The sequence below is a fragment of the Sorangium sp. So ce590 genome (genome assembly GCF_051521365.1).
In the GTDB taxonomy this organism is placed as follows: Bacteria; Myxococcota_A; Polyangia; order Polyangiales; family Polyangiaceae; genus Sorangium.
This window is the reverse complement of sequence record NZ_CP150346.1, coordinates 7,785,395-7,809,506: the sequence shown is the minus strand read 5'-3', so window position 1 is coordinate 7,809,506 and position 24,112 is coordinate 7,785,395. Positions and strand designations below refer to the sequence as shown.

Genomic DNA, 24,112 nt, shown 5'->3' with positions numbered 1-24,112 from the left:
TATCACGGCCCGAGCCGTGCCGCCTCGCGCGGCCGTGACGGTCGTCCCCTGCAGGCTCCGACGCCTGCCGTCATGAAGCCTTCCTGGCGCCTGTCTCGAGCGCCCCCGGCTCATACCCCAGGTTCGGCGACAGCCACCGTTCCGCCTCTTCGAGCGTCATCCCCTTGCGCTTCGCGTAGTCGGCGACCTGATCCCTGCCGAGGCGCCCCACCATGAAATACCGCGCCTCGGGGTGCGCCAGGTAGATGCCGCTCACGCTCGCCGCCGGCATCATCGCGCAGGTCTCGGTCAGCTCGATGCCGACCGAGGGCGCGTCGAGCAGCGCGAACAGCTTGCGTTTCTCGGTGTGATCCGGGCACGCCGGATACCCGAACGCCGGCCGGATACCCCGGTATTTCTCCTCGATGAGGGCGTCGTTGGTCAGCGCCTCTCCCGCGCCGTAGCCCCAGTCCCTCCGCGCCCGCTGGTGGAGCAGCTCCGCGAACGCCTCAGCGAGCCGGTCCGCGAGCGCCTTCGCGATGATCGCGCTGTAGTCGTCCTTGTCCTGCTCGTACGCGCGCACGATCTCATCGAGCCCGATCCCCGCCGTCACCGCGAACGCGCCGACGTGATCGGCGAGCCCGCTCTCCCTCGGCGCCACGAAATCGGCGAGCGACAGGTGCGGCTTCGCCCCGAAAGAGGCCTTCTCGCCGTCCTCCTCGGCGCCGCCCGCGGCCTTCACCTGCTGCTGCCTGAGCATGTTGAACCGGAGGAGCTCCCGCGAGCGCGCCGCGTCCCCGTAGAGCACGATGTCCCGCTGCTCGCCGCTCGCCGGCCAGAACCCGTAGACGCCCCGCGCCTCGAGCAGCGCGCCGTCGATGATCCGCTGCAGCACCTTCTGCGCGTGCTCGAACAGCTCGCGCGCCGCCTCGCCGTACTGCGGGTGCTCCAGGATCTGCGGGAACGGGCCCCTGAGCTCCCAGGCGGTGAAGAAGAACGTCCAGTCGATGTACCGCGCGATCTCGGAGAGCGAGATGTCGTCCACCACGCGCCGCCCGGTGAACGACGGCGCCGCGATGTCCTCGGGCCGCCACGCGATCTTGAGCCGCCCCTCGTCCGCCGCGGCGAGCGTCACGAGCGGCTTCGCCCGCTTCCTCGCGAACAGCTCGCGCAGCCGGGCCTGCTCCTCCCGGTTCTGCGCGTCGAACGCCCGGCGCTTCGCCGCGTCGAGCAGGCTCGACACCACGCCCACGGCCCGCGACGCGTCGAGCACGTGCACCACGGTCCCGCCGAGCTCCGGCGCGATCTTCACCGCCGTGTGCTGCCGGCTCGTCGTCGCCCCGCCGATGAGCAGCGGCAGCCGGATGCCCCGCCGCTCCATCTCGCGCGCCACGCTGACCATCTCGTCGAGCGACGGCGTGATCAGCCCGCTCAGCCCGATCATGTCGGCCTTCTCGTTCAGCGCGGCCTCCAGGATCCTGTCCTGGTGCACCATCACGCCGAGGTCGACCACCTCGTAGTTGTTGCACCCGAGCACCACGCCCACGATGTTCTTGCCGATGTCGTGCACGTCGCCCTTCACGGTCGCCATCACGATCTTCCCCTGATACGACGACTCGCCCGCGGCCTTCTCGGCCTCCATGAACGGCATGAGGTACGCGACGGCCCGCTTCATCACCCGGGCGCTCTTCACCACCTGCGGGAGGAACATCTTCCCGGCGCCGAACAGCTCGCCGACGATCTTCATCCCGTCCATCAGCGGCCCCTCGATGATGGAGAGCGGCTTTTCGTACTTCTTGCGCGCCTCCTCCACGTCCGCCTCGATGAAGTCGACGAGCCCCTTCACGAGCGCGTGCGACAGCCGCTGCTCGACCGGCGCCTCGCGCCAGGCGAGGTCGAGCTCCTTCTTCTTCCCCTTGCCCTTCACCTGCTCGGCGAAATCGACGAGCCGCTCGGTCGCGTCCGGGCGCCGGTTGAAGAGGACGTCCTCCACCCGCTCGAGCAGGTCCTTCGGGATGTCCTCGTAGACCGCGAGCTGCCCCGCGTTCACGATGCCCATGTCCATGCCCGCCCGGATCGCGTGGTACAGGAAGGCGGAGTGCATCGCCTCGCGGACCGCGTTGTTCCCGCGGAACGAGAACGACAGGTTCGACACGCCGCCGCTCACGCGCGCCCCCGGGCAGGTCGCCTTGATGATCCGCGTCGCCTCGATGAAGTTCTTGGCGAACTCGTTGTGCTCCTCGATGCCTGTCGCGATCGCGAGGATGTTCGGGTCGAAGATGATGTCCTGCGAATCGAAGCCGGCCTCCTCGATGAGCAGCCTGTACGCGCGCTGGCAGATCGCGACCTTCCGCTCCACCGTCTCGGCCTGGCCGAGCTCGTCGAAGGCCATCACCACGACCCCGGTCCCGTAGCGCCGGACGACGCGCGCCTTCTTGAGGAAGTCCTCCGGCCCCTCCTTGAGGCTGATCGAGTTGACGATCCCCTTGCCCTGGATGCACTTGAGCCCCGCCTCGATGACCGACCACTTCGAGCTGTCGATCATGATCGGGATGCGGGCGATCTCGGGCTCGGTGGCGATGAGGTTCAGGAACGTCGTCATCGCCTGCTCGGAGTCGAGCATGCCCTCGTCCATGTTCACGTCGAGGATGTTCGCCCCGCCGCGCACCTGGTCGAGCGCCACCTCCAGCGCGGTCGTGAAGTCGCCCTTCTTGATGAGCTCCATGAACCGGGCCGAGCCCGTCACGTTGGTCCGCTCGCCGATCATCATGAAGTTCGTGTCGGGCCGGATGACGAGCGTCTCCAGGCCGCTGAAGCGCCCGAAGCCGTCGCGCTCCGCGGGCAGGGGCCGCGGCCTGAGCTCGGCCGTCGCCCGGGCGATCGCGCGGATGTGGTCCGGCGTCGTCCCGCAGCAGCCGCCGACGATGTTCACGAGGCCGCTCTCCGCGAACTCCGCGAGCAGCCGCGACGTCGTCTCCGGCAGCTCGTCGTACTCGCCGAACGCGTTGGGGAGGCCGGCGTTCGGGTAGCAGCTCACCCGCGCCCGGGCGACCTTCGCGAGATCCGCGAGGTATGGCCGCATGTCGCTCGCGCCGAGGGCGCAGTTGAGGCCGACGCTGAGCGGGCTCGCGTGCTCCACGCTCGTCCAGAACGCGTCGATCGTCTGGCCGGAGAGCGTCCTGCCGCTCCGGTCGGTGATCGTCACGCTGAGCAGGATCGGGAGGCGCCGCCCCTTCTCGGCGAAGACCTCCTCCATCGCGACGATGCACGCCTTCAGGTTCAGCGTGTCGAGGAATGTCTCCGCGAGGAGCACGTCGGCCCCTCCGTCGACGAGCCCGCGCACCTGCTCGACGAACGCCCGCCGCAGCTCGTCGAAGGTCACCGCGCGGAACGACGGGTCGTTCACGCTCGGCGAGATCGACAGCGTCTTCGGCGTCGGTCCCAGCGCGCCCGCGACGAAGCGCGGCTTGCCGGGTGTGCGCGCCGTCCACGCGTCGGCCGCCTTCCGGGCGATCTGGGCCGCGGTCACGTTGATCTCGTAGGCGAGCGACTCGAGCCGGTAGTCGGCCTGGGCGATCGAGGTGCCCGTGAAGGTGTTCGTCTCGATGAGGTCGGCGCCGGCCTCGAGGTACGCGCCGTGGATCTCGGCGATGACGTCCGGCCGCGTCAGCACGAGGAGATCGCTGTTGCCCTTGAGGTCGATCGCGTGGTCGCGGAAGCGCTCGCCGCGGTAGTCGGCCTCGCCCAGGCCATAGCGCTGGATCATCGTGCCCATCGCGCCGTCGAGGCACAGGATCCGGGTGTCGAGGATCTCCTCGATGCGCGTGGGGTGTTCGCTTCCGCTCATGGCCCTGCTCTTTCTATCCACTAATCCGGATAAGGAGATGGTAGCCTGGCGGATCTGCGGGCACGCGTCAAGCGCCGCCTGCGGTCGGCGAGGGCGGCGGTCTTCCTCTGGTCCGAGGCCTCACCTGGTGCGCTCTCACCTGGGACGAGGGGGCGGGCCCCTGGGCGAATGGCGGCTACACCTGGACGGGCGGCGTCGGGTCGATCGCGTACCCCGTTCCGGCTGAGGCACTGGCGGACATCGCTAGAGGTGCGTATCTTTGGCTAGCCCTGAGCACCCCACCCCAGGGCACGGCCGGCCGGGCTCACCGCGCGGCTCGCCTCGAGCGGGGCGAGCGCCCCCTCGGGCAGGGCAGCCGTCCCCGGCCGGACAAAGCACGCAGAGGAGATTTCAGGATGATCACGATCACGCAGAAGGCCGCCGAGAAGGTGATGGAGATCGCGACCGCGGAGGAGCTGATGGGGCAGGGGCTGCGCCTGCGCGTCGTGGGCGGCGGATGCGCAGGCTTCTCCTACGACCTGTACTTCGAGGACAAGCCGACCGAGTTCGACGAGGAGTTCGAGGACCGGGGCATCAAGCTCTACATCGACCCGCTGAGCTACCAGTACCTCGACGGAACCGAGATCGACTACGTCGAGGGCCTCCACGGCTCCGGCTTCAAGTTCAGCAACCCGACGGTGAAGAGCACCTGCGGTTGCGGCTCCTCGTTCTCCGTCTGAGCGCGCGCTCGCACTCCGGCTGACCCTCACGTCCGCCCTGGCTCGCTCCGTCGTTCGGCGGAGCGGCCGACGTGAGATGCACACGAGCTCCCGGGCGTCTCCGCCCGGAGCATCGAGACCCTCCCGGCTCTCTCGTGCCTCCTTTTTGCCTCAGTGCTCGCGCAGGCGAGCCTGAGCGGCGTGCGCCATGGCTTCGCAGCCACGGTGTACAACCTGCCCGCCCGGGGCGGCATGCCAGCTGCATCGCAGCCTGGGTGGGCTGCTCTCTTCGGTATCTCGAACCAACTACTTCGGCGGCAAGTGCCGGCGAAGCGATCAACGCGATCGAGGCCCGGCGTCGGCCGGCCTCGACAGCAGGAGCCGAGGTACGGCATCGGCCGGCCTCATCAACCGAAACGGGGTCTTCGGACCTTGAAGGAAATCCTGTGCAAACGTCCCGAGATCAGGCCAGCGCGGTTTCGCGCTACATCACGCATGTTCGGCAGATCCCGGAGCTGTCGCGCGAGGACGAGGTCGAGCTCGCTCGACGGTGGCGGGACCACGGCGACGAGCGGGCCGCGGCCGCTCTCGCGCTCGCGAACCTGAGGCATGTTGTCTCGATCGCGATCAGCTACCGGCGTTACGGGATCCCGCTCGCCGATCTCATCGCCGAGGGGAACTTCGGGATCGTCCACGCGATCCGCAAGTACGACCCGGACCGTGGAAATCGCTTCGTGACCTACGCGGCCTACTGGATCCGGGCGTACATCCTGAACCACGTCATTCACTCCTGGAGCCTGGTCGGCGTGGGCTCGGGCCCGCTCCGCTCGAAGATGTTCTTTCGCCTGCGGCGGGAGCGGGCGCGCATCGCGGGCCTCGTGGGCGAGGGGGAGGAGGGCGATCGGCTGCTGGCCGAGAAATTCGGCGCGCCCGCGGAGAAGGTGCTGGAGATGGCCCACCGGCTCGAGGCCCGGGACGTCTCGCTCGACACGAAGGTGTTCGAGGACGGCGCCCGGTCGCTGGTCGATACGCTGCCGGCGGACGAGCAGGACCAGGAGGAGCGCTTCTCCCGCGCGGAGGAGGGGGCGCTGCTCCGCGAGCGGCTGACGCAGGCCGTCGAGAACCTCGACCCGCGCGAGCGGTACATCGTCGAGACCCGGATGATGGCGGATCCGGAGGAGGAGCTGTCGCTCGCCGAGATCGGGCGCCGCCTCGGGGTGTCGCGCGAGCGGGCTCGGCAGCTGGAGGCGCGCGCAAAGAAGAAGCTGCGCGACCGTCTCCAGCCGCTGGCGGCGTAGCGATTTGCCACAGGTGAGCGGCGGGCGAGCACAAAAGCACGGAGCCCCGCCGAGGCGGGGCTCTGTGGTCGCAGGGGACGTAAGCCGAGTTCTGTTGCGCGGGGGGTCGCCCCCCTCGCGCCGGCGATCATTCCTCTAGGACGCGCGTTGCCGCGCGCCTCAAGCAGCCAACCCGGAGGCCTGGGGTGGGCAACCCTTGCCGCGACGGCGGTTGCCGCCGCGGACGCCTCCCTACGCGGCCTTGCTCCAGGTGGGGTTTGCCGTGCCGCCCTTGTTGCCAAGGGCGCGGTGGGCTCTTACCCCGCCGTTTCACCCTTGCCGCGCGGCGAGCCCCTCGCGGAGCGCGCGGCGCGGCGGTCTGTTCTCTGTGGCACTTTCCTCGAGATCGCTCTCACCGGGCGTTACCCGGCACCCTGCCCTGCGGAGCTCGGACTTTCCTCCCGCGACCGGGTTTCCCCGGCCGCCGGCGATCGCCTGTCCCGCTGCGACGCGGCGAAGATAGTCAAGAGACGGCCGAAGGCCAACACCTCCGCGCGGCGCCCCCGAGGCTGCCCCTTCACTCAGGTGCGGCGGAGCTTCTGCGCCATCTGGGCGCCCAGCTCGGCCGACCGGTTCGACGCGGCCTCGACCGCGTCGATCAAGGTGCGCCGGAGCCCGCCTGCCTCCAGCGTGTGGAGCCCCGCGATCGCCGTGCCGCCGGGGCTCGTCACCATGTCCTTCAGGCGGCCGGGGTGCTCGCCGGTCTCGAGCTGCAGCTTGGCGGCGCCGTACACCGTCTGCGCCGCGAGCAGCAGCGCCACGTCCCGGCCGAGGCCGACCTTCACACCGCCGTCGGCCAGCGCCTCGATCATCAGCATGATGTACGCAGGGCCGCTGCCCGACAGGCCGGTCACCGCGTCGAGCAGCGACTCGTCGAGCACGACCACGCGGCCGACCGCCTGGAACAGGGTCCGCGCGATCTCGACGTCGTCGCTCGTGGCGTGGCTCCCGGCGGAGATCGCCGTGGCGCCGGCCAGCGCGATCGCGGCGGTGTTCGGCATGCTGCGGATGACGCGCGCGCCCTCCGGCAGGCGGGCCTCGATGGCGTCGATCGGCACGCCGGCCGCCACCGAGATGACGACATCCGTGCGGCCCAGCCCCGACGAGAGGGGGGCGAGGATGCGATCGACGATCTGCGGCTTGACGGCGATGACGAGGACGTCGGCCCACTGGCAGAGCGCCTCGTTGTCCTCCGTGGTCTCGATGCCATACCGCGTGTGGAGGAACGAGAGCCGCTCGCTCTTGAGATCGCTCGCCCGGATCTGCTCCGCGCCCACGGCGCCCCCCTGGAGCAGGCCTCGGATGAGCGCCTCTGCCATGTTCCCGCCGCCAAGAAACCCGATCTTGCGCCCTCGCAGCCGGCCGTCGTCGCTCCCCATCGCTATGCTCGCCTCCAGGAGCGCGCACCCTAGCAGCCCTGCCGAGCCCGCGGCTCAAATCTCGACGGTCGTCGCCGCCAGCGCGGCGTGCTGCCATGGACGGGCGGGCGGACGCGCGGCGCGCCTTCCCCCGGCGCGCCTTCCCCCGGCGCGCCTTCCCCCGGCGCGCCTTCCCCCGGCGCGCCTTCCCCCGGCGCGCCGCGAGCGCCCTTGTCAGCGGACGTCGTGGCGTTATCTGTGCGGCGGAATGAACGCAGTCGGTTCCCTGTTCGCCGAACGCAGGACGGGACCTTTCGACTGCCCGACGGAGATTCCATGATTCAAGCGGTTTCCTCTCGCTCTCGCGCTTCGGCCCTCGCGCTGCTCTCGATGGCGGCGCTGGCGTTCGGTGGGTGCGGCCAGCAGGCGCACGCCACGCCCCCCTCCACGCAGGCTGCCGTCGCGTCGCCGCCCGCTGCAGCACCGCCGCCCGTCTCGACCGTGACGCTTCCGCCGGCGCCGGTGCCGGCCACCTTCGATGTCGCGGCGCTGTCCGAGCGGGTCAGGCCGATGGTCGTCAACATCACGACGATGCACGAGTCGCGCGGTCCCGAGCGGCTCGATCCCTTCGAGTACTTCTTCGGCCCGCAGGGCGGCGGCCGGCTCGACCCGCGGGGCCCGCGGCCCCCGCAGACGGCGCTCGGGACCGGCTTCATCATCGATCCGAGCGGCTACGTGGTGACGAACGAGCACGTCATCCACGACGCGTCCGGCGTCCGCGTGCGGCTCGCCGACGAGCGGGAGTTCGAGGCCGACGTCGTCGGGCGCGATCCCAAGCTCGATCTCGCGCTCCTCCGTCTGAAGGGCGCGAACGGCCTGCCCGTGGCCCCGCTCGGGACGAGCGAGCAGCTGCGGGTCGGCGAGCACGTGCTGGCGGTCGGCAACCCGTTCGGGCTCGGCCACACGGTCACGCTCGGCATCGTCAGCGCGAAGGCGCGCGCGATCGGCGCGGGGCCGTACGACGACTTCATCCAGACCGACGCCTCGATCAACCCGGGCAACAGCGGCGGGCCGCTGTTCAACTGGCGGGGCGAGGTCGTCGGCATCAACACCGCGATCCGGGCGGGCGCGAACGGCATCGGCTTCGCGATCCCGGTCGACGCGCTGAAGGACGTGCTCCCGCAGCTCCGCGAGAAGGGGCACGTCGAGCGCGGCAAGCTCGGCCTCCTGTTCCAGCCGGTCACGCGCGAGCTCGCCGCGGCGCTCCAGCTCGACGCGCCCAGCGGGGCGCTCGTCGCCGAGGTCGAGCCGGGCGGCGCCGCCGCGCGCGCCGGCATCAAGCCGGGCGACGTGATCGTGGACGTGAACGGCGTCCCGATCCACCACGCCGAGGAGCTTCGGCGCAACGTGGCGCGCAACGCGCCCGGCTCCGAGATCGAGGTGACCGTGGTGCGCGCCCAGAAGCGGCACGAGCTCCGGGCCAAGCTGGACGCGCTGCAGGACGAGGAGGGCGACGCGGCCAGCCGCGCGCGGCCGAGCCAGGGCGCCCGGCCCGAGCGGCAGCAGAGCTCCGAGAAGCTCGGCATCCAGATCTCCGACGCGCCCGGCGGCGGGGTGCGGGTCGACGGGTTCGCGTCGGGCAGCAACGTCCAGGATCTCCAGGTGGGCGACGTGATCGTCGAGGTGAACAGCACCCCCATCAAGGACACCGCCGGCCTCCGCGCGGTCATCGCCAAGGTCAAGGAGGGGTCGATGGCGCTCCTCAAGGTGCGGCGCGGGAAGCTCGTCCAGTTCGCGGCCGTGCCCATCCCTGCGCGCTGATCCTGCGGCGCGGCCGGCGCGCGCCGGTCCGCGCCGGTCTTTCCCGATCACCCCACGCCTTGCCGTCGGCCGGCGGTCTCTTCTCCTCCCTCGGGCGCGCTCGCAGGCGAGGCGTCCGCGGCGCGCGCCGCCTCCGCGAGCGCGCGCTTCTCCGCCTCCGTCCGCTTCACGCGCTCCTCGAGCACGTCGGCGCCGAGGTAGCGGAAGACATAGATGCCCCCCACGAACATGCAGAGGAACAGGGCGAGCACCCGCCAGATGACGATGTACGGCACCACGAACGCGCCCTGGACCCAGGGCGCCATGAGCGCGTTCGAGCCGAGCTCGGCGACGCCGCTCGCGCCGGGCGTGGGGCTCATGTAGAGCGCGAAGTTGAGCAGCGTCTGGGTCAGGACGACCTGGACGATCGGCGGGCCCACCGAGACGAAGGTCGAGGGCGACGTCGGGATGCCGAGCCCGAGCAGGACGAAGTAGGCGACCGCGAACCGCGACCAGAAGAAGCCGAACGTGAGCAGCAGCGCGGCGGCGTAGGCGCGCTTGCCGCGGCGCATGTAGACGCGGAAGCCCTCGTGGAACTCGTCCACGCTCCGCAGCAGGCGCGCGGTCGTGGCGCGGCGCGCGGCGAGCCCGGCGTCGGCGCGGGCCCGCAGCCGCGGCACGCGTCGGGCGACCAGCAGCGCGGCGCGCAGGAGCCCCCCGAGCGGCACCGACAGCGCGCGGACGATCGCCTTGAGGAGCGGCGGGTACGCCGCCGCGACGATCAGCGCGACGAGCGCGGAGCCGAACATGGCCACGGTGAAGAAGAGCAGCCACTCGATCTGCGCCCCCCCGTGCATGACCAGCGCCCCGTTCTGCCGCAGCACGAAGATGGCCAGGGCCGAGAGAAGGAAGAACGTGACGGTGCACGAGGCGGTGAGCAGCTCCGCCGTGGCCACATCGACGAGCCGCATGCCGCTGTGGACGAGCACGGCGGCCTGCGAGGGCGCCGCGCCGGCCTGCCCCGGGGTCACGCCGGCGCAGAACATCAGCACGAACTCCGCGGTCACCGCGGTGCGGACGCGGAGCTCGGGCCAGAGCACGCGCCCGAGGACCCAGATCCTGAGGCCTCCGAACACGCCTTCTTGCAGCGCCAGCACGGCGCCGACGAGCAGCCAGCCCGGCCGCACGTGCGCGAGCCCGGCGGCGAGGCTCGCCTGCTTGTCGTGGATCTCGCTGTAGAGCACGTAAGCGAACGACGCGAGCGTGAGCGTGACGATGACCTGGATGCCTCGGATCAGGGTGGCGCGGTTCATACGGGGGCGCGCAGCCGGGATGATCGCCTGCGCATGCCCTATACCCTGTCGCCGGCGCTCGCGACCGTCATGCGGCGCTTCGCCCCGGCGCGCCAGACGCGTCCCGGGGCGGCCCGACCGCAGGACGCGCGTGGCCGGTGCGAACGACGTTTCGCGGGGGCGTTTCTTGTGTTGTCCAGCGCTCGTCCAGCGCGGCGCGCGCCGTCGTTCGTGGTCGCCGCGAAGCGCGGCTCTCACGCTCGTTCCGCGGCTCTCGAGGCCGGGGCGAGGAAGATGTCTATTGTCTATTGCGTCGCCGAGGAGGGCTCGCGATGCTGGCCGTCTCATGGCGGCACGTAAGATCGCTATCAATACCGGAGGCGGCGATGCGCCCGGGCTCAACGCTGTGATCCGCGCGGCCACGCTCGCCGCGATCGAGCGCGGCTGGGAGGTCTGGGGGATCCGGCAGGGCTACCGCGGGCTGCTCGAAGACTCTCCGGACGGGCTCATCCGGCTGGACCGCGAGCGGGTGCGGGGCATCGCGCACCTCGGGGGCACCATCCTGGGTACCGTGAACCGCGGCGATCCGTTCCACTATCCGATGCCGGGCGAGCACGGGCTCGTGCCGCGGGATCGGTCCGAGGATCTCGTGCGGCGGTTCCGCGCGCTCGGGTTCGACGCGCTCATTGCGGTGGGCGGCGACGGCTCGATGCGGATCGCGCACCAGCTCCTCGAGCGCGGGCTGCCCCTCGTCATCGGCGTGCCGAAGACGATCGACAACGACGTCTGCTGCACCGACGTCACGTTCGGCTTCGACACGGCCGTTTCCATCGCGACCGAGGCGCTCGATCGGCTCCACACCACGACCGAGGCGCACGAGCGGATCATGGTCGTGGAGGTGATGGGGCGGCACGCAGGCTGGATCGCGCTCAACGCCGGGATCGCCGGGGGCGCCGACGTCATCCTGATGCCGGAGATCCCGTTCCAGTACGAGCCGATCGCCGAGAAGATCCGCCTCCGGGAGTCGCGCGGGCGGCGCTTCTCCATCGTGGTGGCGGCGGAGGGGGCGTGCTCGCAGGGGGGAGAGCTCGTCATCAAGGACGCGGGCGACGCCTTCCGCCGCACCCCCGTCCTCGGGGGCGTGGCGGAGCGCGTCGCCAAGGAGCTCGCCACCCGCACGGGCAAGGAAGCGCGCTCGATGGTGCTCGGCCACTTGCTGCGCGGCGGCGGACCCACGACGGCGGACCGCTTGCTCGGGCTCCGCTTCGGCGCGTCCGCGATGCGCTTCCTCGTCGAGGACTGCGGGAGCGGGATGGTCGCGCTGCGGGGGAACCGGATCGAGCTGGTCTCCCTCGACGACGTGGCCGGCAAGACGAAGACGGTGCCGCTCGATTCGGACACGGTCGTCACGGCCCGTGAGATAGGCCTGTGCTTCGGCGACGAGCCGTCCGGCCATTTCGCCGCCTCCTGATCCCGGGCGCGCGGGTGTGCCGCTGTCGGCCGTCGGCCCGGCAGGAGCCGTGGCGGATTGTCCAGGCTCGCCTTCCACCGGGTCTCATTCGCGCGGCGCGCCGCCGGCCGGGCGGCCTGAGCATGGCGACCAGCCTCGTGTTTGACACTCGTCGAAGGGGGCCGATATCTTGGGTTCCCCTCCGAACCCGCGCACACCCCGGAACATGACGAAAGTCCTCGTATTTGAGAGTGATCCGGCGTTTGCCGGGGAGCTCCGCACGGAACTGGGCCGCCTCGGCTGCACCGTTCAGGTCGTCGATGATGGCAACGTCGGCCTGCAGGCCGCCGCGGCCGATCGCCCCGACCTCATCCTGCTGTCGATCGAGCTGCCGCGCATGAACGGCTTCTCGGTCTGCAACAAGCTCAAGAAGGACATGCAGCTCAAGGACGTCCCGCTCGTCATCATGTCGAGCGAGTCGAGCGAGGAGACGTTCGAGCAGCACCGAAAGCTCAGGACGCGCGCCGAGGACTACATCCACAAGCCGATCGCGTTCGGCGAGCTCCTCGAGCACATCCGCAACCATGTCCCGCTCGACGGCGACGACGCGGAGGCCGATCCGATCATGATCGATGAGGCCGAGGTGCTCGAGGCCGACATCGACGAGGACTCCGGGGATCCCACGATCATCACCGCGGCGGTGGGCTCGAACGGCACGTCTGCGAGCGTCGCGCCGCCGGCGCCGTCCGTCGCGCCGAGGCCGCCGTCCGTCGCGCCGAGGCCGCCGTCCGTCGCGCCGAGGCCGCCGTCCGTCGCGCCGAGGCCGCCGTCGGCTGTGCCGAGGCCGCCGTCCGCCGCGCCGCCGTCGCCGTCCGCCCAGGAGCGTGTGCGGGCGCCAGGACCGACGAAGCCTCCTCAGGCCGCCGTCGTGAGGTCGGATTCCCGCAAGTCGGATGAGGACATCGAGGAGTTCATCGGCGGCGCGTTCACCCGGTTGATCCGCGACGAAGAGGAGGAGCTGACCGACGTCAGGCCCTCGGTCGCGCCGTCGACGCGGACGCCGTCGACGCGGACGCCCTCGGTCGTGCCGTCGACGCGGACGCCGACGTCCACCGGCACGCCCCTGCCAGCCTCGGTGCCCCCGCCGGTGAGCTCGTCGCCGGTGGCTGCCTACCGCGCTCCTGTCTCCGAGCGCGGGGGCGCCTACCGCGCCCCGGTCTCCGAGCGCGGACGGCTGACCCCGGCGCCGCCAGCGCCGCATCGCTCCGACGTCGACGCGGGCGAGATCGAGCGCCTGCGCGCCGAGGTGGACAGGTCCAAGAGCGAGATCGTCCGCCTCACCAAGGAGGTGGCCGCTGCGCGCGCCACGTCGCTCCGCCTCGAGGGCGAGATTTCCACGGCGAACGACGGCAGCCAGGAGGCGGTCCGCCTGCGGCGCGAGCTCGACGAGGTCAAGGCGAAGCTCGCGGCCGGCGGCAGCGGCTCCAGGCCCGGCGGCGTGTCGAGCCGCGAGTTCCTCGATCTGCGCGAGGCGCTGAACAAGAAGGACAAGGAGATCCTCGCGCTCCGCGACCAGATGTCGCGCAAGGACAAGGAGCTCCTGGAGCTCAGGGATCAATCGCTGTCGCTCGATCGGGAGAAGGCCGATCAGGTCGACAGGATCCTGGAGCTCGAGCGTGCGAGCGAGGACCTCGACGGGCAGCTCGCGTCGCTGCGCGCCGACAAGGAGCTCGCGGCGAAGCGCGCCGACGACTTCAAGGCGCGCGCCGAGAAGATGCAGGCGCAGGTCGTCGCCCGCGACGCGGAGGTCTCGGCGGCCCGGCAGGCCCTGATGAGCGTCGAGGCCGCGCACACCGAGGCGCTGCGCTCCGCGGCGGACGAGAGGGCGCAGGCGATCGCCGCCGTCGAAGCGTCGGCGCGGCGCGAGATCGAGGAGAGCGCGCAGGCGGAGCGGGAGCGCTTCGAGCAGGCGACGGCGGCGCATCGGACGGAGGTCGAGAGGCTGAACGCCGAGCACGCCGCCCGCGTGGAGCAGCAGGCCGCCGAGCAACGCGCCGCCGCCGACAGGCTGGCCGGCGAGCACGCCGCGGCCACCGACAAGCAGGCCGCCGAGCATGCTGCGGCGATCGAGCGGGTGAGGGCGGAGCACGCCGCGGCCGTGGACGGCGTGAGGGCGGAGCACGCCGCGGCGCTGGACCGGCTGAGGGCGGAGCACGCCGCGGCGGTCGAGACATCGCAGGGCGAGCACGAGGCCGCCGTCGATGCGCTCCGGCGCGAGCACGCGGGCGAGACGGAGCGGCGCGACCGGGAGCACGCCGACGCGCTGGACGCGGCGCGCGCCGAGCACGCCGCCGGGCTGGACGCGGCGCGCGTCGAGCACGCCGCCGGCGTCGAGCGGATCAACGCGGAGCACGCGGCCGCGCTGCAGGTGGTGCGCGCCGAGCAGGTCGCCGCCGTCGAGCGGCAGCAGGCCGAGCACGCCGCCGCGCTGGAGGCGCTGCGGGGCGACCACGCGACCGCCGTCGAGGCGCTGCGGCGCGAGCATGCGGAGGACGTGGAGCGGGGCGACCGCGAGCACGCGGCCGCGCTGCTCAGCCTGCGAGCCGAGCACGCCCGCGCCATCGAGGGACAGGCGGACGAGCACGCGCGGGCGCTCGAGGCGACGCGAGAGGACTTCGCGGCGCGGCTCGCAGCCCGAGAGCGCGAGCTCATCGAGGAGCGCGAGCAGGCCGTTCGCGCCGCCGAGCAGGCGCATGCGGCCCGGGTGTCCGAGATCGAGGCGCGCGCCGCCGACCGGCAGGCGCAGATCGAGGCGGCGCACGCGCAGGCGCTCGCCGACCTCCGCGGCGCACATCAGGCCGAGATCGCCGAGCGCGAGGCCGCCTGGACGGCGCAGAAACACGAGCTGGACGAGATCGCCCGCGGGCTCTCCACCGAGCTCGGGCAGGCGCGCAACCAGGTGGCGCACCTCGAGGCCCGCTCACGCGACCTCGAGCAGCAGCTGGAGCAGCGCACGGGCGAGCTGTCCGCCCGCGTCGAGGAGCGCGATCGCCTGCTGGGGGAGCTCGCCGAGCGGGCGCGCGCCGTCGAGGCGCTCCAGGGCCGGCTCACCGAGGCCGAGCAGCGGGAGCGCGAGCTCGGCGCCCAGCTCTCGGACCGGACCGAGGAGCGCGACACGTTGAGGACGCAGGGCGAGCAGCTCGCCGAGCAGCTCGCCGTCGAGCGTGCCCGACTCCAGAAGGCGCGCTCGAAGTGGGGCGAGGACCGCGCCTCGCTGGAGCGCGCGCGGGAGGCGCTCGCCTCGGCGCTGTCGCAGATCGATCAGGGTGACGCGCTGTCGATCGAGTGAGCCGGCGGCGCTCGCCGGCGGGGCGCGGGGGCGATCAGCGCGAGAGCGCGGCCGCCCCGAACGCCTCGGGCAGGAGCGCTGCCAGCGAGGTGATCCGAGGCGCCACGCTGCCGCCTCCGGCGGCGATGAGGCGGATCGGGAGATCGACGGCGAACTCGGCGAGGGTCTGCCGGCACATGCCGCACGGGCTGCCGAGGATGGGCCCGCTGGTGGCGACGGTGAGCGCGATCGGGTCGCGCTCGCCGGCCGCGACCATCTGCGCGATGGCCGAGCGCTCCGCGCAGAGCGTGAGCCCGTACGAGGCGTTCTCGACGTTGCAGCCGGCGAACACGCGGCCCGACCGCACGAGGATCGCCGCGCCTACCCAGTAGCCCGAGTACGGCGCGTGCGCCCGCTCCCGGACGGCGAGGGCCGCCCGGTCGAGCGCGTCCCAGTCGATCGCCCGCGCCGCCTCGGTAGCGGCGGGCGCCTCGACGGCGTCCTGCGGGGCGCGGCTCACGACGCAGAGCTCCCGGCCGCGGCGCCTTCGCCGACGCGGCGGACCCACGCCGAGAGCAGCGCCGTGAACTGGGCGCGCGCCCTCCGGGCGGTCTCCTCGACCTCCTTGTGGTCGAGCTCGCGCTGCGTCAGGCCCGCCGCGAGGTTCGTGATGCACGAGATGGCCGCGGCCGGCACGCCCATGTGCCTGAGCGCGATGATCTCCGGGACCGTGCTCATCCCGACCGCGTCTGCCCCGAGCGCGCGCAGCATCCGGATCTCGGCGGGCGTCTCGTACGTCGGCCCGAGCAGACCGGCGTAGACCCCCTCGCGCAGCGGGACGCTCGCGTCGCTCGCCGCCGCCCGCGCGAGCTCCAGCAGCCTGGGATCGTGCGCGTAGGTCATGTCGGGGAAGCGCTTGCCGAGCGCCTCGTCGTTCGGCCCGAGGAGCGGGTTCACCCCCATCAGGTTCAGGTGATCGGTGAGCAGCATGAGGTCGCCGGCGGCGAAGCCGGGATGGATGCCGCCCGCCGCGTTCGTCAGGAGCACGGCGCGACAGCCGAGCCGCGCGAGCACGCGGACGCCGAACGCGACCTTCGCCGGCGGGTGCCCCTCATAGAGGTGCGCGCGCCCCTGCAAGCAGACGACCGGCACATCGCCGACGCGCCCGGCGCAGAGGAAGCCGGCGTGCCCCTCGACGGCGGGCCGGGGCATGCCGGGGATCTCCGCGTAGGGGACCTTCACGAGCCCGGAGAGCTCGTCGCCCCAGCCCCCGAGCCCTGATCCCAGCACCACGCCGATGCTCGGAGACGCCGGAATTCGTTGGTGAATGATGCGCGCTGCTTCGTCGAGCTCGGCCAGGAGGGTCACCGCGACAAGCTACCCGAGGGCGACGCGGGAGGTAAACGTCGCAGATGCACAGCGGCACCGAGCGTGATAGGGTCGCCGCCCTTTCGGGGTAAGTGACGACGATGGGCACCAAGATCGAAAATTTCTTGAAGGAACAGAAGATCGACCCCCGCCGCATCATTGCGGTGTCGGTCAAGATCGAGCGGCTGCAGCCGGAGGATCGGGCGATCCGCCTGACCAAGCGGCTGGCGCGCAGCAGCGAGGATGCTGCGAAGAAGAAGGAGGCCGCCAGCACCAAGAAGCCGCGAAGCGGCCGCCCGGTGACCGACCGCACGCTGGGCGCGGCATTGCAGGGCAAGCCGATCAGCGGCCCTGCGAAGACGCGCCTGCTGCGCGCGGTCAACCGCATCCTGGAGCAGAAGAAGCAGGAGAAGGTCGAGCTGTCGGCGCTCTTCGAGCTGCCGAAGAAGGGCGGCGCCGCGGCGGAGGGCGCCGAGGCCGCGGGCTGATCCGGCCGGACGACCCGGGTACACCCACGGTTCTTCCCGTCGCCCGGCTTGAGCGCACGTCGGCCCGAGGCCGAAGTGGGCTCAAGCCGGGCACCTTTTTGTCCAGGGCCTGAAGCCGGTCGCTACGCGCGATCGCGGCGGCGCGAGCCCAGCTCGAGCAGGTCGGCGGCGACGAGGGCCACGGTCAGCGACACGGCGATGATGATCATGCGCCGGAAGGTCGCGCCGATGTGCCCGGAGGAACAACTTTTGTGCGCTTCCGGGCGTCATCGCGGCCCGGGGCGGCGCTGCACGGGCCATCGGCCTTCGCAGCGCCATGAATGGTCCGGCTGCTCGGCGCATCGGAGACCTTCGTGCATACCGTGGCGGTCGAGACGGGGGCGTTCTGGGCGCACCTCCCGCTGTCGTTCTTCCCCCTCGGCTGGGGGGCGCCGAACGGCCGCGCGGACGCCCGGGCCGCGCAGGACGCGCGCGTGGCGCTCGACGCGGCGCTCGCGCGCCATGACCTATCTCGCCGTCCGGCGCTCGTCGTCTCGCCATCGAGCTCCATGAGCGCCGAGGGGGCGGATAGGCTTCCGCCCGTGACCGAGCCCGACGACGTGGGCGAGTGGATCCGCCGCTTCCAGAGCGGCGACCCTACGGCCTTTGCCGAGATCTTCCGTCGTTATCGCCGCGACGTCGCGCGGCTCGTCTTCAGGATGCTCGGGCCGACCGCCGACGCGGAGGACGTCATCCAGGAGGTGTTCATCCAGGTGCACCGGAGCCTGGGGGACTTCCGGGGGCAGTCGAAGTTCTCGACGTGGCTCCACCGGGTGACGGTCAATGCGGTGCTGATGACTCGGCGCGCGGCGCGCTCCCGGCCGGTGTTCGCGGGCGAGCCCAGCATCCATCTTGAGGCCGACCGCGGCATGCTCCCGGACGAAGACGCCGCTCGCGCTCGCAGGATCGACGCCTTCCGGCGGGTGCTGGAGCGCCTCCCCGAGAAGAAGCGGGTCGTCTACGTCCTCCACGAGCTCGAGGGGATCGCGCCAACCGAGATCGCGGAGATCGTCGGCGCCCCGGTCCTGACCGTCCGGACGCGGCTGTTTTATGCGCGCCGGGAGATCGAGGCGATGATGCGCGCCGAGCCCGCGCTCGCCCAGCTCGCCGTCGAGCTGGCCGAGGGCGGCGCGGACAAGGTGGACGCCACAGGTCCGGAGGCGACGCGCGAACCGGTTTCTAGAGGGGGCGCTGCAGTGGGGTATCCCGCGGCGGATCAAGCGGCTGTCGACGCGGAGGACATGTGAGCGGCGCAAAGCAGTACGAGCGGGCACGGGAGCACATGGAGCGGCTGCTCCGCGCCGAGGAGCCTCCGGAGCCTCGCTGGGACGCCATCGAGCGCGAGCTGTTCGCGCGGATCGATCGGCCCTCTTCGGAGCGTCGCGCCGCTCCGCCGCAGCGCTCGCCGCTCGGGCGAGCGCTCGCGTTCGCGGCGGCCGCGGCGGCGATCGCGTTCGCGGTCCTCGCGGCCGGGCGCTCCGCCCCGCCCGTCGCGGCGACGTCGACGCCGCCGCGCGCCCGCGATCTCGCGGACGTGCCCAGGGCCGCCGGGGCGGCCGACGACCTGGATTTTCGCGCCCTCCGGCCAGGCGACTCCGTCGAGGCCGCGGCCCACGCGATCTCCTTCGTCGATGTCGGCTCGGTGCGCTGGACGCTCTTGCCGAACAGCCGCGCCGTGGTGCGCGCCGTGGGCGCGGCGGGGGTCGGCCACGTGATCGCGCTCGAGCGGGGCTCGGTGCGGGCCGACGTCGTCACGCGCGCGCCCGAGGAGGGGCTCGTCGAGGCGTTCGCCGTCGAGGTGGACGGCACCCGCGTCGCGGTGCACGGCACGCTCTTCACCGTGACCCGCCTGGAGGATCGCGTGGAGGTCGACGTGGAGCACGGCACCGTCGCGGTCGGTCCCGCGGCGTACCGCGGCGCGACCACCGCGCACCTGCTCGTCGGTCCGTCGCGCGGCACCTTCTCGCTCGACGGCGGCCGCGAGGCGCGCCTCCTCCAGCGCCCCGCGCCGCAGGACAGCGCCCTCGCCGCGCCCCCGGAGCCGGCGCGTCCGCCTGAGTCGCCCCGGCCGACCGCCGGCGTGCGTCCGCCGAGCGGAGCTGCTGCGGCCCCGGTGGCCGTCGCTCACGTGGAGGAGCCCGCCTCGCCCGTCTTCTCGGCGGCCGCCGAGGCGGCCGCCCCGGCGGTCGACGAGCCGCCTCCGCCGTCGCCGATCGAGCCGTCGCTGGCCGTCGCAGAGCCGGTTTCCGACCCGCAGGCGACCGCTCACCTGCCGGCGCTGACGTCAGCGTCCGTGCAGTCGCTGCTGTCGAGCTGTTTCGCGCGCGAGAGCGCTGGCGGTTCGTCCTTGGTCCGCAGGTCGATCGTCTCGACGCTGCGCATCTCCGTGCACCCGGACGGCAGCGTCGCCGCCGTGCGCTTCGACCCGCCGCTCCGGCCTGCGCTGCAGGCCTGCGCTGCAGGCCTCTACCAGGGTCGCTTCGCGGAGGGCCCGAGGCAGCTCGCCATCCCGTTGACCATCGAGGACTGAACGCGGCCGTCGCGCGGGGAGCGCTGCGCGGCCGTCCGCGCGGAGGCTCAGAGCGAGCCGAGGAGCTGCGTGAGCGCGTAGGTCTCCCGCGCGCCCATCACCCCGAACTGCACCCCCATCCCCTCGGAGGTGGTCCATCGCACGACCGACGGGATCGCGGCGGCCTGCTTCAGGCCCGCCAGGGACAGCAGCACCTCGATGGTCGCTCCGAAGGGAGCGGGCGAGCTGGTATTGATGAACATCCCGCCGAGGCTGATGTCGCGGCATGTCGCATCGACGGGCGGGCCGTCGCCGATCCGGAACGCGATCGAGAGCTCGATGAGCTTGCGCGGGTGCTTGCGGTGATCTCGCACGTGCCTCGCTGGCTAGGTGTGCGGCGCTGGAGGTCGCCGCGTGGGGTATTCTGGAGCGCAGAGGAGACGATCAATGTCGCGAGCCGAGAGCGTCGCTGTCAAGCGCCGGGAGCCGCGCTCGGCTCGGTCGAGCCGCAGCCGGGCCGTCGCGTCTTCCACCGCGTCGCCGCGCGCGGAGGGCCCGGCGGAGCGCCGCGGCTGGAAGCGGCACCTCGACGGCTGGGAGCCGGGGCTCGTGGCCATCTTCATCGCGGGAACTGCGGCCATCCTCACGGTGCCGCGATCGGTCGAGCCCGCCGAGCTGCCGCTGCCGCTCGCCGACGCGCAGGCCCTCGCGCGGACGCGGGACGCGGACATCGCGCGCGCCGGAGAGGCCGAGCAGCTCGGGCTCGACGCCGAGGTGCGCGAGCTCGGCTCCGCCATCCGCGCGTTCGGGGTCGTGGACGCCGACGCGGATCACACCGAGGCCGAGCTCCTCGCCGCGCGCAAGCGCGTGCTCGAGGCCGTGGGCCCCGCGCTCGCCCAGGGGGACGAGGCGGTGCTCCGGCTGCGGGCCTACCAGATGCGCTCGTTCGTCCGCGAGGTGCGCCGCTTCGAGGCGACCGGCGAGGAGTCCGACGAGCTCCGCGAACTCGGCGGCAATTTCATCGGGCTGCTCCGGCGAAACACATGGCTGCGGCGAGGGGAGGCGGGGCCGCGCGGCGGCGGCGAGGCGCGCCGCGTCGCCATGGATGGCGCCGTGCTCGGGGTGCTCTTCAAGAAGCGCTGGGGCGCCATCGTGGGCCTCCAGCGAGCTCCGTTCGGGGTGGCGCTCGACGAGGAGCGCGCGCTGTTCAAGTTCCTGCTGTCGCACCCGCTCGGCGGGAGGAGCGCGCAGGAGCTCGCGGCGCCTCCCGCCGCGGAGGCGGCGGCGCGCCCGGAGCAGCAGGCCGGCGAGCCGGGGTCGCGCTCGCCCGCGGCGGCGCTCCGCGCGGCGGCGCTCCGCGCGGCGGAGGCGCAGCGCGCCGAGGAGCACTATCGCCTGAAGAAGATCGACGAGCTCGCCGCGCTCGACCCGGCGTATCCCAGGCACCTCGCCCGCGGCGTCACCCTCTACCGGCTGAGGAAGTTCGTGCAGTCGGCGGAGGCGTTCCGCAGCCACCTGGAGCAGCACCCCGACGGGGCGTACACGCTGCGGGCGCAGAACCACCTGCGCGCGGCGCTGGAGCGCGCGAGCGAGGAGTCGTTCTAGCGGACCGAGCGCCGCGCTCGAGGAGCGACTCGAGCAGGCGCGCCGAGCCGCTACGGGCCCCTGCGCATCCCGCCGGGGCGGTGAGGGCGCCCGCTGATCCCCTTGGCAGGGTTGCCTTGCGCGCCGCGCCCCCGGCGCGTCTCCATCTCGTTCATGATCCCCTGCATGGCCGAGGCCTGCAGGAACCGGCGAGCGGCCGGAAAGACCTCCTGCTCCTCGCAGGCCACGTGGCTCTGGTACGCGGCGCGCAGGCTCTCGATGAGCTGGGGGAGCACCTCCACCGCCTCGGGGCCGCCGTCGCGCTCGATCGCGGCGCGCAGCGCGTTGATCGCGCGCTGATGCGCCTTGTGCTCCTGCCGGAGGCGATCGAGGGTCGGCGCGATGGCCTCCAGCACCGCGAGCCGCGGGAACAGCGAGCGCTCCTCGTCCTCCTGGTGCCGGCTCATCGACCGCTCGAAGTAGGCCACAACGCTGGAGAGACCCTCGAGCGCCGTGGCGCGCCCGGGGGCATCGCTGAGCGCCCGCGCGGCGCGCGCGAGGTCGTTCAGGTTCTCTTCCAGGCTCCGGTGAGCGGCGGTGAGCTTCTCGAGCGGATCGTTCCGGTCATCGGGCATCAATCGATGATCGAGCAAGTGCGCGGAGGCGTGGAAGCTTTTTTCTCTCCGCTCGCGGTTTCACGCGCCGGCGCGCTGGCCGTCCGATCACCTCGCCGCTTGACCAGCGCGGGGCACGACATCCCACCTTTCCTTCAAGGAAGGCTCGCGTTGCGGGGCAGCTCGATCCGCAGCTCGGGGGCCAGCATCTCGCGCGCGAGGTGCACCTCGAGCAGGTCGATCACGGGGCTCTTCGACACCGCCCGGAGCCGCTCGTCCGCGCCCGCATCACCGGCCGCCTTCTTGGCCATCGCCGTGTAAAATTGCGCCTCCACGCGCTGCGCCGCGCTCTGGGCGAGCTTGTCGAGATCCGCGTCGCTGAGCTTGCCGTTCGCCCACGCCGCGAGCTTCCCTGTCCAGGACGCGCGATTCGCCGCGCTGTCCAGCGCGCGGCCCGCGGTGCCGTCCGTCGCGACGCCGAGGGCGCGCTCCAGCAGGAGGACCCAGAGCCCGCCGTAGACGAGATCCTCCTCGTCCACGTTCGCCTCGAGGCCGCGCTTCAGCGCCCGCCGCGCGGCGGGGAGATCGCGCTCGACGAGCGCGCGCCCCACGGCGTCGAGCATCGTGGCGCCGAGCTGCGGCGGCTCGGCGGCCACCAGGGCGAACGCCCGCTCGTAGGCGCGGGTCGCGCCTTTCTCGTCGCCATAGCCATCGAGGATGCGCCCGAGCAGCCGCTCCGTCCGCGCCTTCGTGCCGGGATCTCGCGCGCGCTGCCGGGCGTCGAGCGCGGCGGCGAGCGCCGCGTCGAGCGACTCCTTGGCCCGCTCCTGCGTGCCCACCTCGCGGTGGAGCTCGAAGGCGAGCACGTGCGCCTGGATGATCTCGAGCGGCGCGGTGCGCGCGTCCGGCGCTCCCAGCGCCCGCCGCACGTCCTCCAGCGCGGCCTGGAGCTCGCCGGACTGCCGCTCGGCCATCGCGAGGAGCGTGAGCCCGTTGACCGTCGGCTCGGCCGCCGTGGCGGCGCGGAGCAGCGGCAGCGCGCCGGCGAGGTTGCCGGCGCGCAGCTCGAGCGATGCCATGAGGGACCGGACGCGCGCGCCCGACGGATCGAGCACGGCGCCGCCGCGCGCCGCCCGGTCGGCGAGCACGAGCAGCGGCCCCGCGGCGCTGTAGGTGCGCCGGGCGGCCTCGAAATCGTCGTTCGACGCCTCCTCCGAGAGCGCGCCCAAGAGGAGCCCCAGCGCGGCCCCGAGCGCGCCGGGGCTCGGCCGGTCGCCGAGCGCGCCGGCGACCACGAGCGGCGTCGCCTCCGACATGCCGAGGCGGATCATCACCTGGGAGATCAGCGTGGCGCTGTCGTAGCTCAGCGGATCGCGCCGGTAGGCCTCCAGGGCCGTGCCCCAGATCGCCCCGTTGAGCAGGTCCTGCAGCATCCCGGTCTCGGCGTCGCGCTCCTGCGTGTCGTGGAGGGCGAAGGCGGTCGCGAGCGCCTGCCACGAGACCGCGTCGTCGCTGGACGCGGCGGCCTTGATCCGCTCGTACAGGCCGGGCGGGATCACCCGGCGCGCGCTCGTGCGGTCGATCTGCTCGAGCGCGCCCTTCGCGTCGCCGTAGCGGAGGAACAGCGCGGCCATGCTCGCGCCGCCCGACTCCAGCGCGCGCGCCGCCTCGACCGCCTCCTCGCGCTCCGGCCGCTTCCCCCCTTGCCGGAACTCGATGTTGAACTCGATCGCCCGGTCGATCCACGCCGCGGTGGCGGCGGCGGCGCGCTGGATCGTCTCCGGGCGGCTGTCGACGAGGGCGCGCGAGACGGACGCGCGCTGCTCCATGCCGAGCTGCTCGAGCGGCCCGCCGGTGCGCGTCTCCTTCATCCAGCGATCGAGGGCGGCCAGGTGCTCGTCGACCTCGGCGCGGGCCCGGCTGCCGCTCGGCAGCGCGGCGGCGCGGAGCTCCATGAGCGCCCGCACCCGCCCCTCGTCGCCGCGCGGGCTCAGCCGCTCGATGGCGCCGGCGAGGGCGCGCTCGCCCACGGCGTCGATCATCTCGGCGTGGCCCTCGCCGGGACGGACCAGGTAGAGCGCGCCGAGGACGCTGTCGACGGCCCGGTCGGGCTGCCCGGCGTGGAAGCGCGCCGCGGCGTGCGCGAGCTGCCTGCGGATCACGCCGATGAGCAGGCCCGTGCGCTGCGGGCTCTGCTTGCCGTCGCGCACGATCGTGAAGAGGCTGCCGGAGAAATCGGCGTCGCGGACCTCGACGACAGCGGCGCGGCCTTCGGCGCCGGGCGGCCCCTTCGCCCCCGGCGTACCGGAGGCCCCGCAGGCGAGGGGAGAGAGCGCGAGGGCGAGCGCGGCGAGACCCCGGGCGAGACGGCGCCGGGGGAGCAAGGTCGGCAGCGACATTGCGGGGCAGTGTACACGGGCG

At 72.6% G+C, this 24,112-nt stretch carries 17 protein-coding genes and 1 other RNA gene; 9 read left to right on the top strand and 9 right to left on the bottom strand.

The genetic code is table 11. From position 1 onward, the window contains the following. Positions 1–70: 70 nt before the first annotated feature. Entirely contained in the window at positions 71–3,826 is a 3,756-nt protein-coding gene (gene metH, locus WMF28_RS29280) for a methionine synthase (RefSeq protein WP_437596627.1), read from the bottom strand. A gap of 395 nt (positions 3,827–4,221) precedes the next feature. Between metH and erpA the strand changes: the two genes are divergently transcribed. Continuing rightward, entirely contained in the window at positions 4,222–4,545 is a 324-nt protein-coding gene (erpA, locus tag WMF28_RS29275) for an iron-sulfur cluster insertion protein ErpA (protein WP_437478668.1), read from the top strand. A 425-nt stretch (positions 4,546–4,970) separates the two neighbouring features. Beyond that, on the top strand, positions 4,971–5,822 hold the full coding sequence (locus tag WMF28_RS29270) for a sigma-70 family RNA polymerase sigma factor (protein ID WP_437596626.1): 852 nt from the start codon (positions 4,971–4,973) through the stop codon (positions 5,820–5,822). A gap of 66 nt (positions 5,823–5,888) precedes the next feature. On the opposite strand, the gene rnpB is transcribed toward WMF28_RS29270, so the two are convergent. Together rnpB and proC are read right to left on the bottom strand one after the other, a co-directional pair. Beyond that, an RNA gene (rnpB, locus tag WMF28_RS29265) (RNase P RNA component class A) lies at positions 5,889–6,308 on the bottom strand. Between the two features lie 74 nt (positions 6,309–6,382). Further along, positions 6,383–7,240, bottom strand: coding sequence for a pyrroline-5-carboxylate reductase (gene proC / locus WMF28_RS29260; RefSeq protein WP_437596625.1), 858 nt, complete (start codon positions 7,238–7,240; stop codon positions 6,383–6,385). Positions 7,241–7,555: 315 nt separating this feature from the next. Here proC and WMF28_RS29255 point away from each other — a divergent pair, with 315 nt between their 5' ends. Continuing rightward, entirely contained in the window at positions 7,556–9,040 is a 1,485-nt protein-coding gene (locus WMF28_RS29255; protein ID WP_437596624.1) for a Do family serine endopeptidase, read from the top strand. Positions 9,041–9,087: 47 nt separating this feature from the next. On the opposite strand, the gene WMF28_RS29250 is transcribed toward WMF28_RS29255, so the two are convergent. Next, a complete protein-coding gene (locus WMF28_RS29250; protein ID WP_437596623.1) occupies positions 9,088–10,332 on the bottom strand; it encodes a lysylphosphatidylglycerol synthase transmembrane domain-containing protein in 1,245 nt (414 codons plus the stop codon). A 325-nt stretch (positions 10,333–10,657) separates the two neighbouring features. Here WMF28_RS29250 and WMF28_RS29245 point away from each other — a divergent pair, with 325 nt between their 5' ends. Together WMF28_RS29245 and WMF28_RS29240 are read left to right on the top strand one after the other, a co-directional pair. Then, a complete protein-coding gene (locus WMF28_RS29245) occupies positions 10,658–11,782 on the top strand; it encodes a 6-phosphofructokinase (RefSeq protein WP_437596622.1) in 1,125 nt (374 codons plus the stop codon). 205 nt (positions 11,783–11,987) lie between these two features. Further along, positions 11,988–15,110: a response regulator gene (locus tag WMF28_RS29240; RefSeq protein WP_437596621.1), complete on the top strand. Its 3,123-nt coding sequence runs from the start codon at positions 11,988–11,990 to the stop codon at positions 15,108–15,110. A gap of 34 nt (positions 15,111–15,144) precedes the next feature. On the opposite strand, the gene WMF28_RS29235 is transcribed toward WMF28_RS29240, so the two are convergent. Both WMF28_RS29235 and WMF28_RS29230 read right to left on the bottom strand, forming a co-directional pair. Next, positions 15,145–15,609 (bottom strand): cytidine deaminase, encoded by a 465-nt coding sequence (locus WMF28_RS29235; protein ID WP_437596620.1) that lies wholly within the window; start codon positions 15,607–15,609, stop codon positions 15,145–15,147. Continuing rightward, positions 15,606–16,457 (bottom strand): purine-nucleoside phosphorylase, encoded by an 852-nt coding sequence (locus tag WMF28_RS29230; protein ID WP_437596619.1) that lies wholly within the window; start codon positions 16,455–16,457, stop codon positions 15,606–15,608. The genes WMF28_RS29235 and WMF28_RS29230 overlap by 4 nt, the downstream gene beginning before the upstream one ends. Positions 16,458–16,558: 101 nt before the next feature. On the opposite strand from WMF28_RS29230, the gene WMF28_RS29225 reads away from it, so the two are divergent. From WMF28_RS29225 to WMF28_RS29215, 3 genes are all read left to right on the top strand, one after another. Next, complete coding sequence (locus tag WMF28_RS29225) at positions 16,559–16,945, top strand: hypothetical protein (RefSeq protein WP_437596618.1); 387 nt, start codon at positions 16,559–16,561, stop codon at positions 16,943–16,945. 320 nt (positions 16,946–17,265) lie between these two features. Continuing rightward, complete coding sequence (locus WMF28_RS29220) at positions 17,266–18,231, top strand: RNA polymerase sigma factor (protein ID WP_437596617.1); 966 nt, start codon at positions 17,266–17,268, stop codon at positions 18,229–18,231. Continuing rightward, on the top strand, positions 18,228–19,514 hold the full coding sequence (locus tag WMF28_RS29215) for a FecR domain-containing protein (RefSeq protein ID WP_437596616.1): 1,287 nt from the start codon (positions 18,228–18,230) through the stop codon (positions 19,512–19,514). The genes WMF28_RS29220 and WMF28_RS29215 overlap by 4 nt, the downstream gene beginning before the upstream one ends. A gap of 47 nt (positions 19,515–19,561) precedes the next feature. On the opposite strand, the gene WMF28_RS29210 is transcribed toward WMF28_RS29215, so the two are convergent. Then, entirely contained in the window at positions 19,562–19,867 is a 306-nt protein-coding gene (locus WMF28_RS29210; protein WP_437596615.1) for a PilZ domain-containing protein, read from the bottom strand. Between the two features lie 73 nt (positions 19,868–19,940). On the opposite strand from WMF28_RS29210, the gene WMF28_RS29205 reads away from it, so the two are divergent. Next, positions 19,941–21,098: a hypothetical protein gene (locus WMF28_RS29205; protein WP_437596614.1), complete on the top strand. Its 1,158-nt coding sequence runs from the start codon at positions 19,941–19,943 to the stop codon at positions 21,096–21,098. Positions 21,099–21,148: 50 nt separating this feature from the next. Here WMF28_RS29205 and WMF28_RS29200 read toward each other — a convergent pair whose 3' ends face one another. Both WMF28_RS29200 and WMF28_RS29195 read right to left on the bottom strand, forming a co-directional pair. After that, positions 21,149–21,712, bottom strand: a complete 564-nt coding sequence (locus WMF28_RS29200; protein ID WP_437596613.1) for a hemerythrin domain-containing protein — start codon at positions 21,710–21,712, stop codon at positions 21,149–21,151. A gap of 134 nt (positions 21,713–21,846) precedes the next feature. After that, the gene (locus WMF28_RS29195) at positions 21,847–24,090 is read right to left on the bottom strand and encodes a hypothetical protein (RefSeq protein ID WP_437596612.1); all 2,244 of its coding nucleotides are present in this window, start codon (positions 24,088–24,090) and stop codon (positions 21,847–21,849) included. Positions 24,091–24,112: the final 22 nt, after the last annotated feature.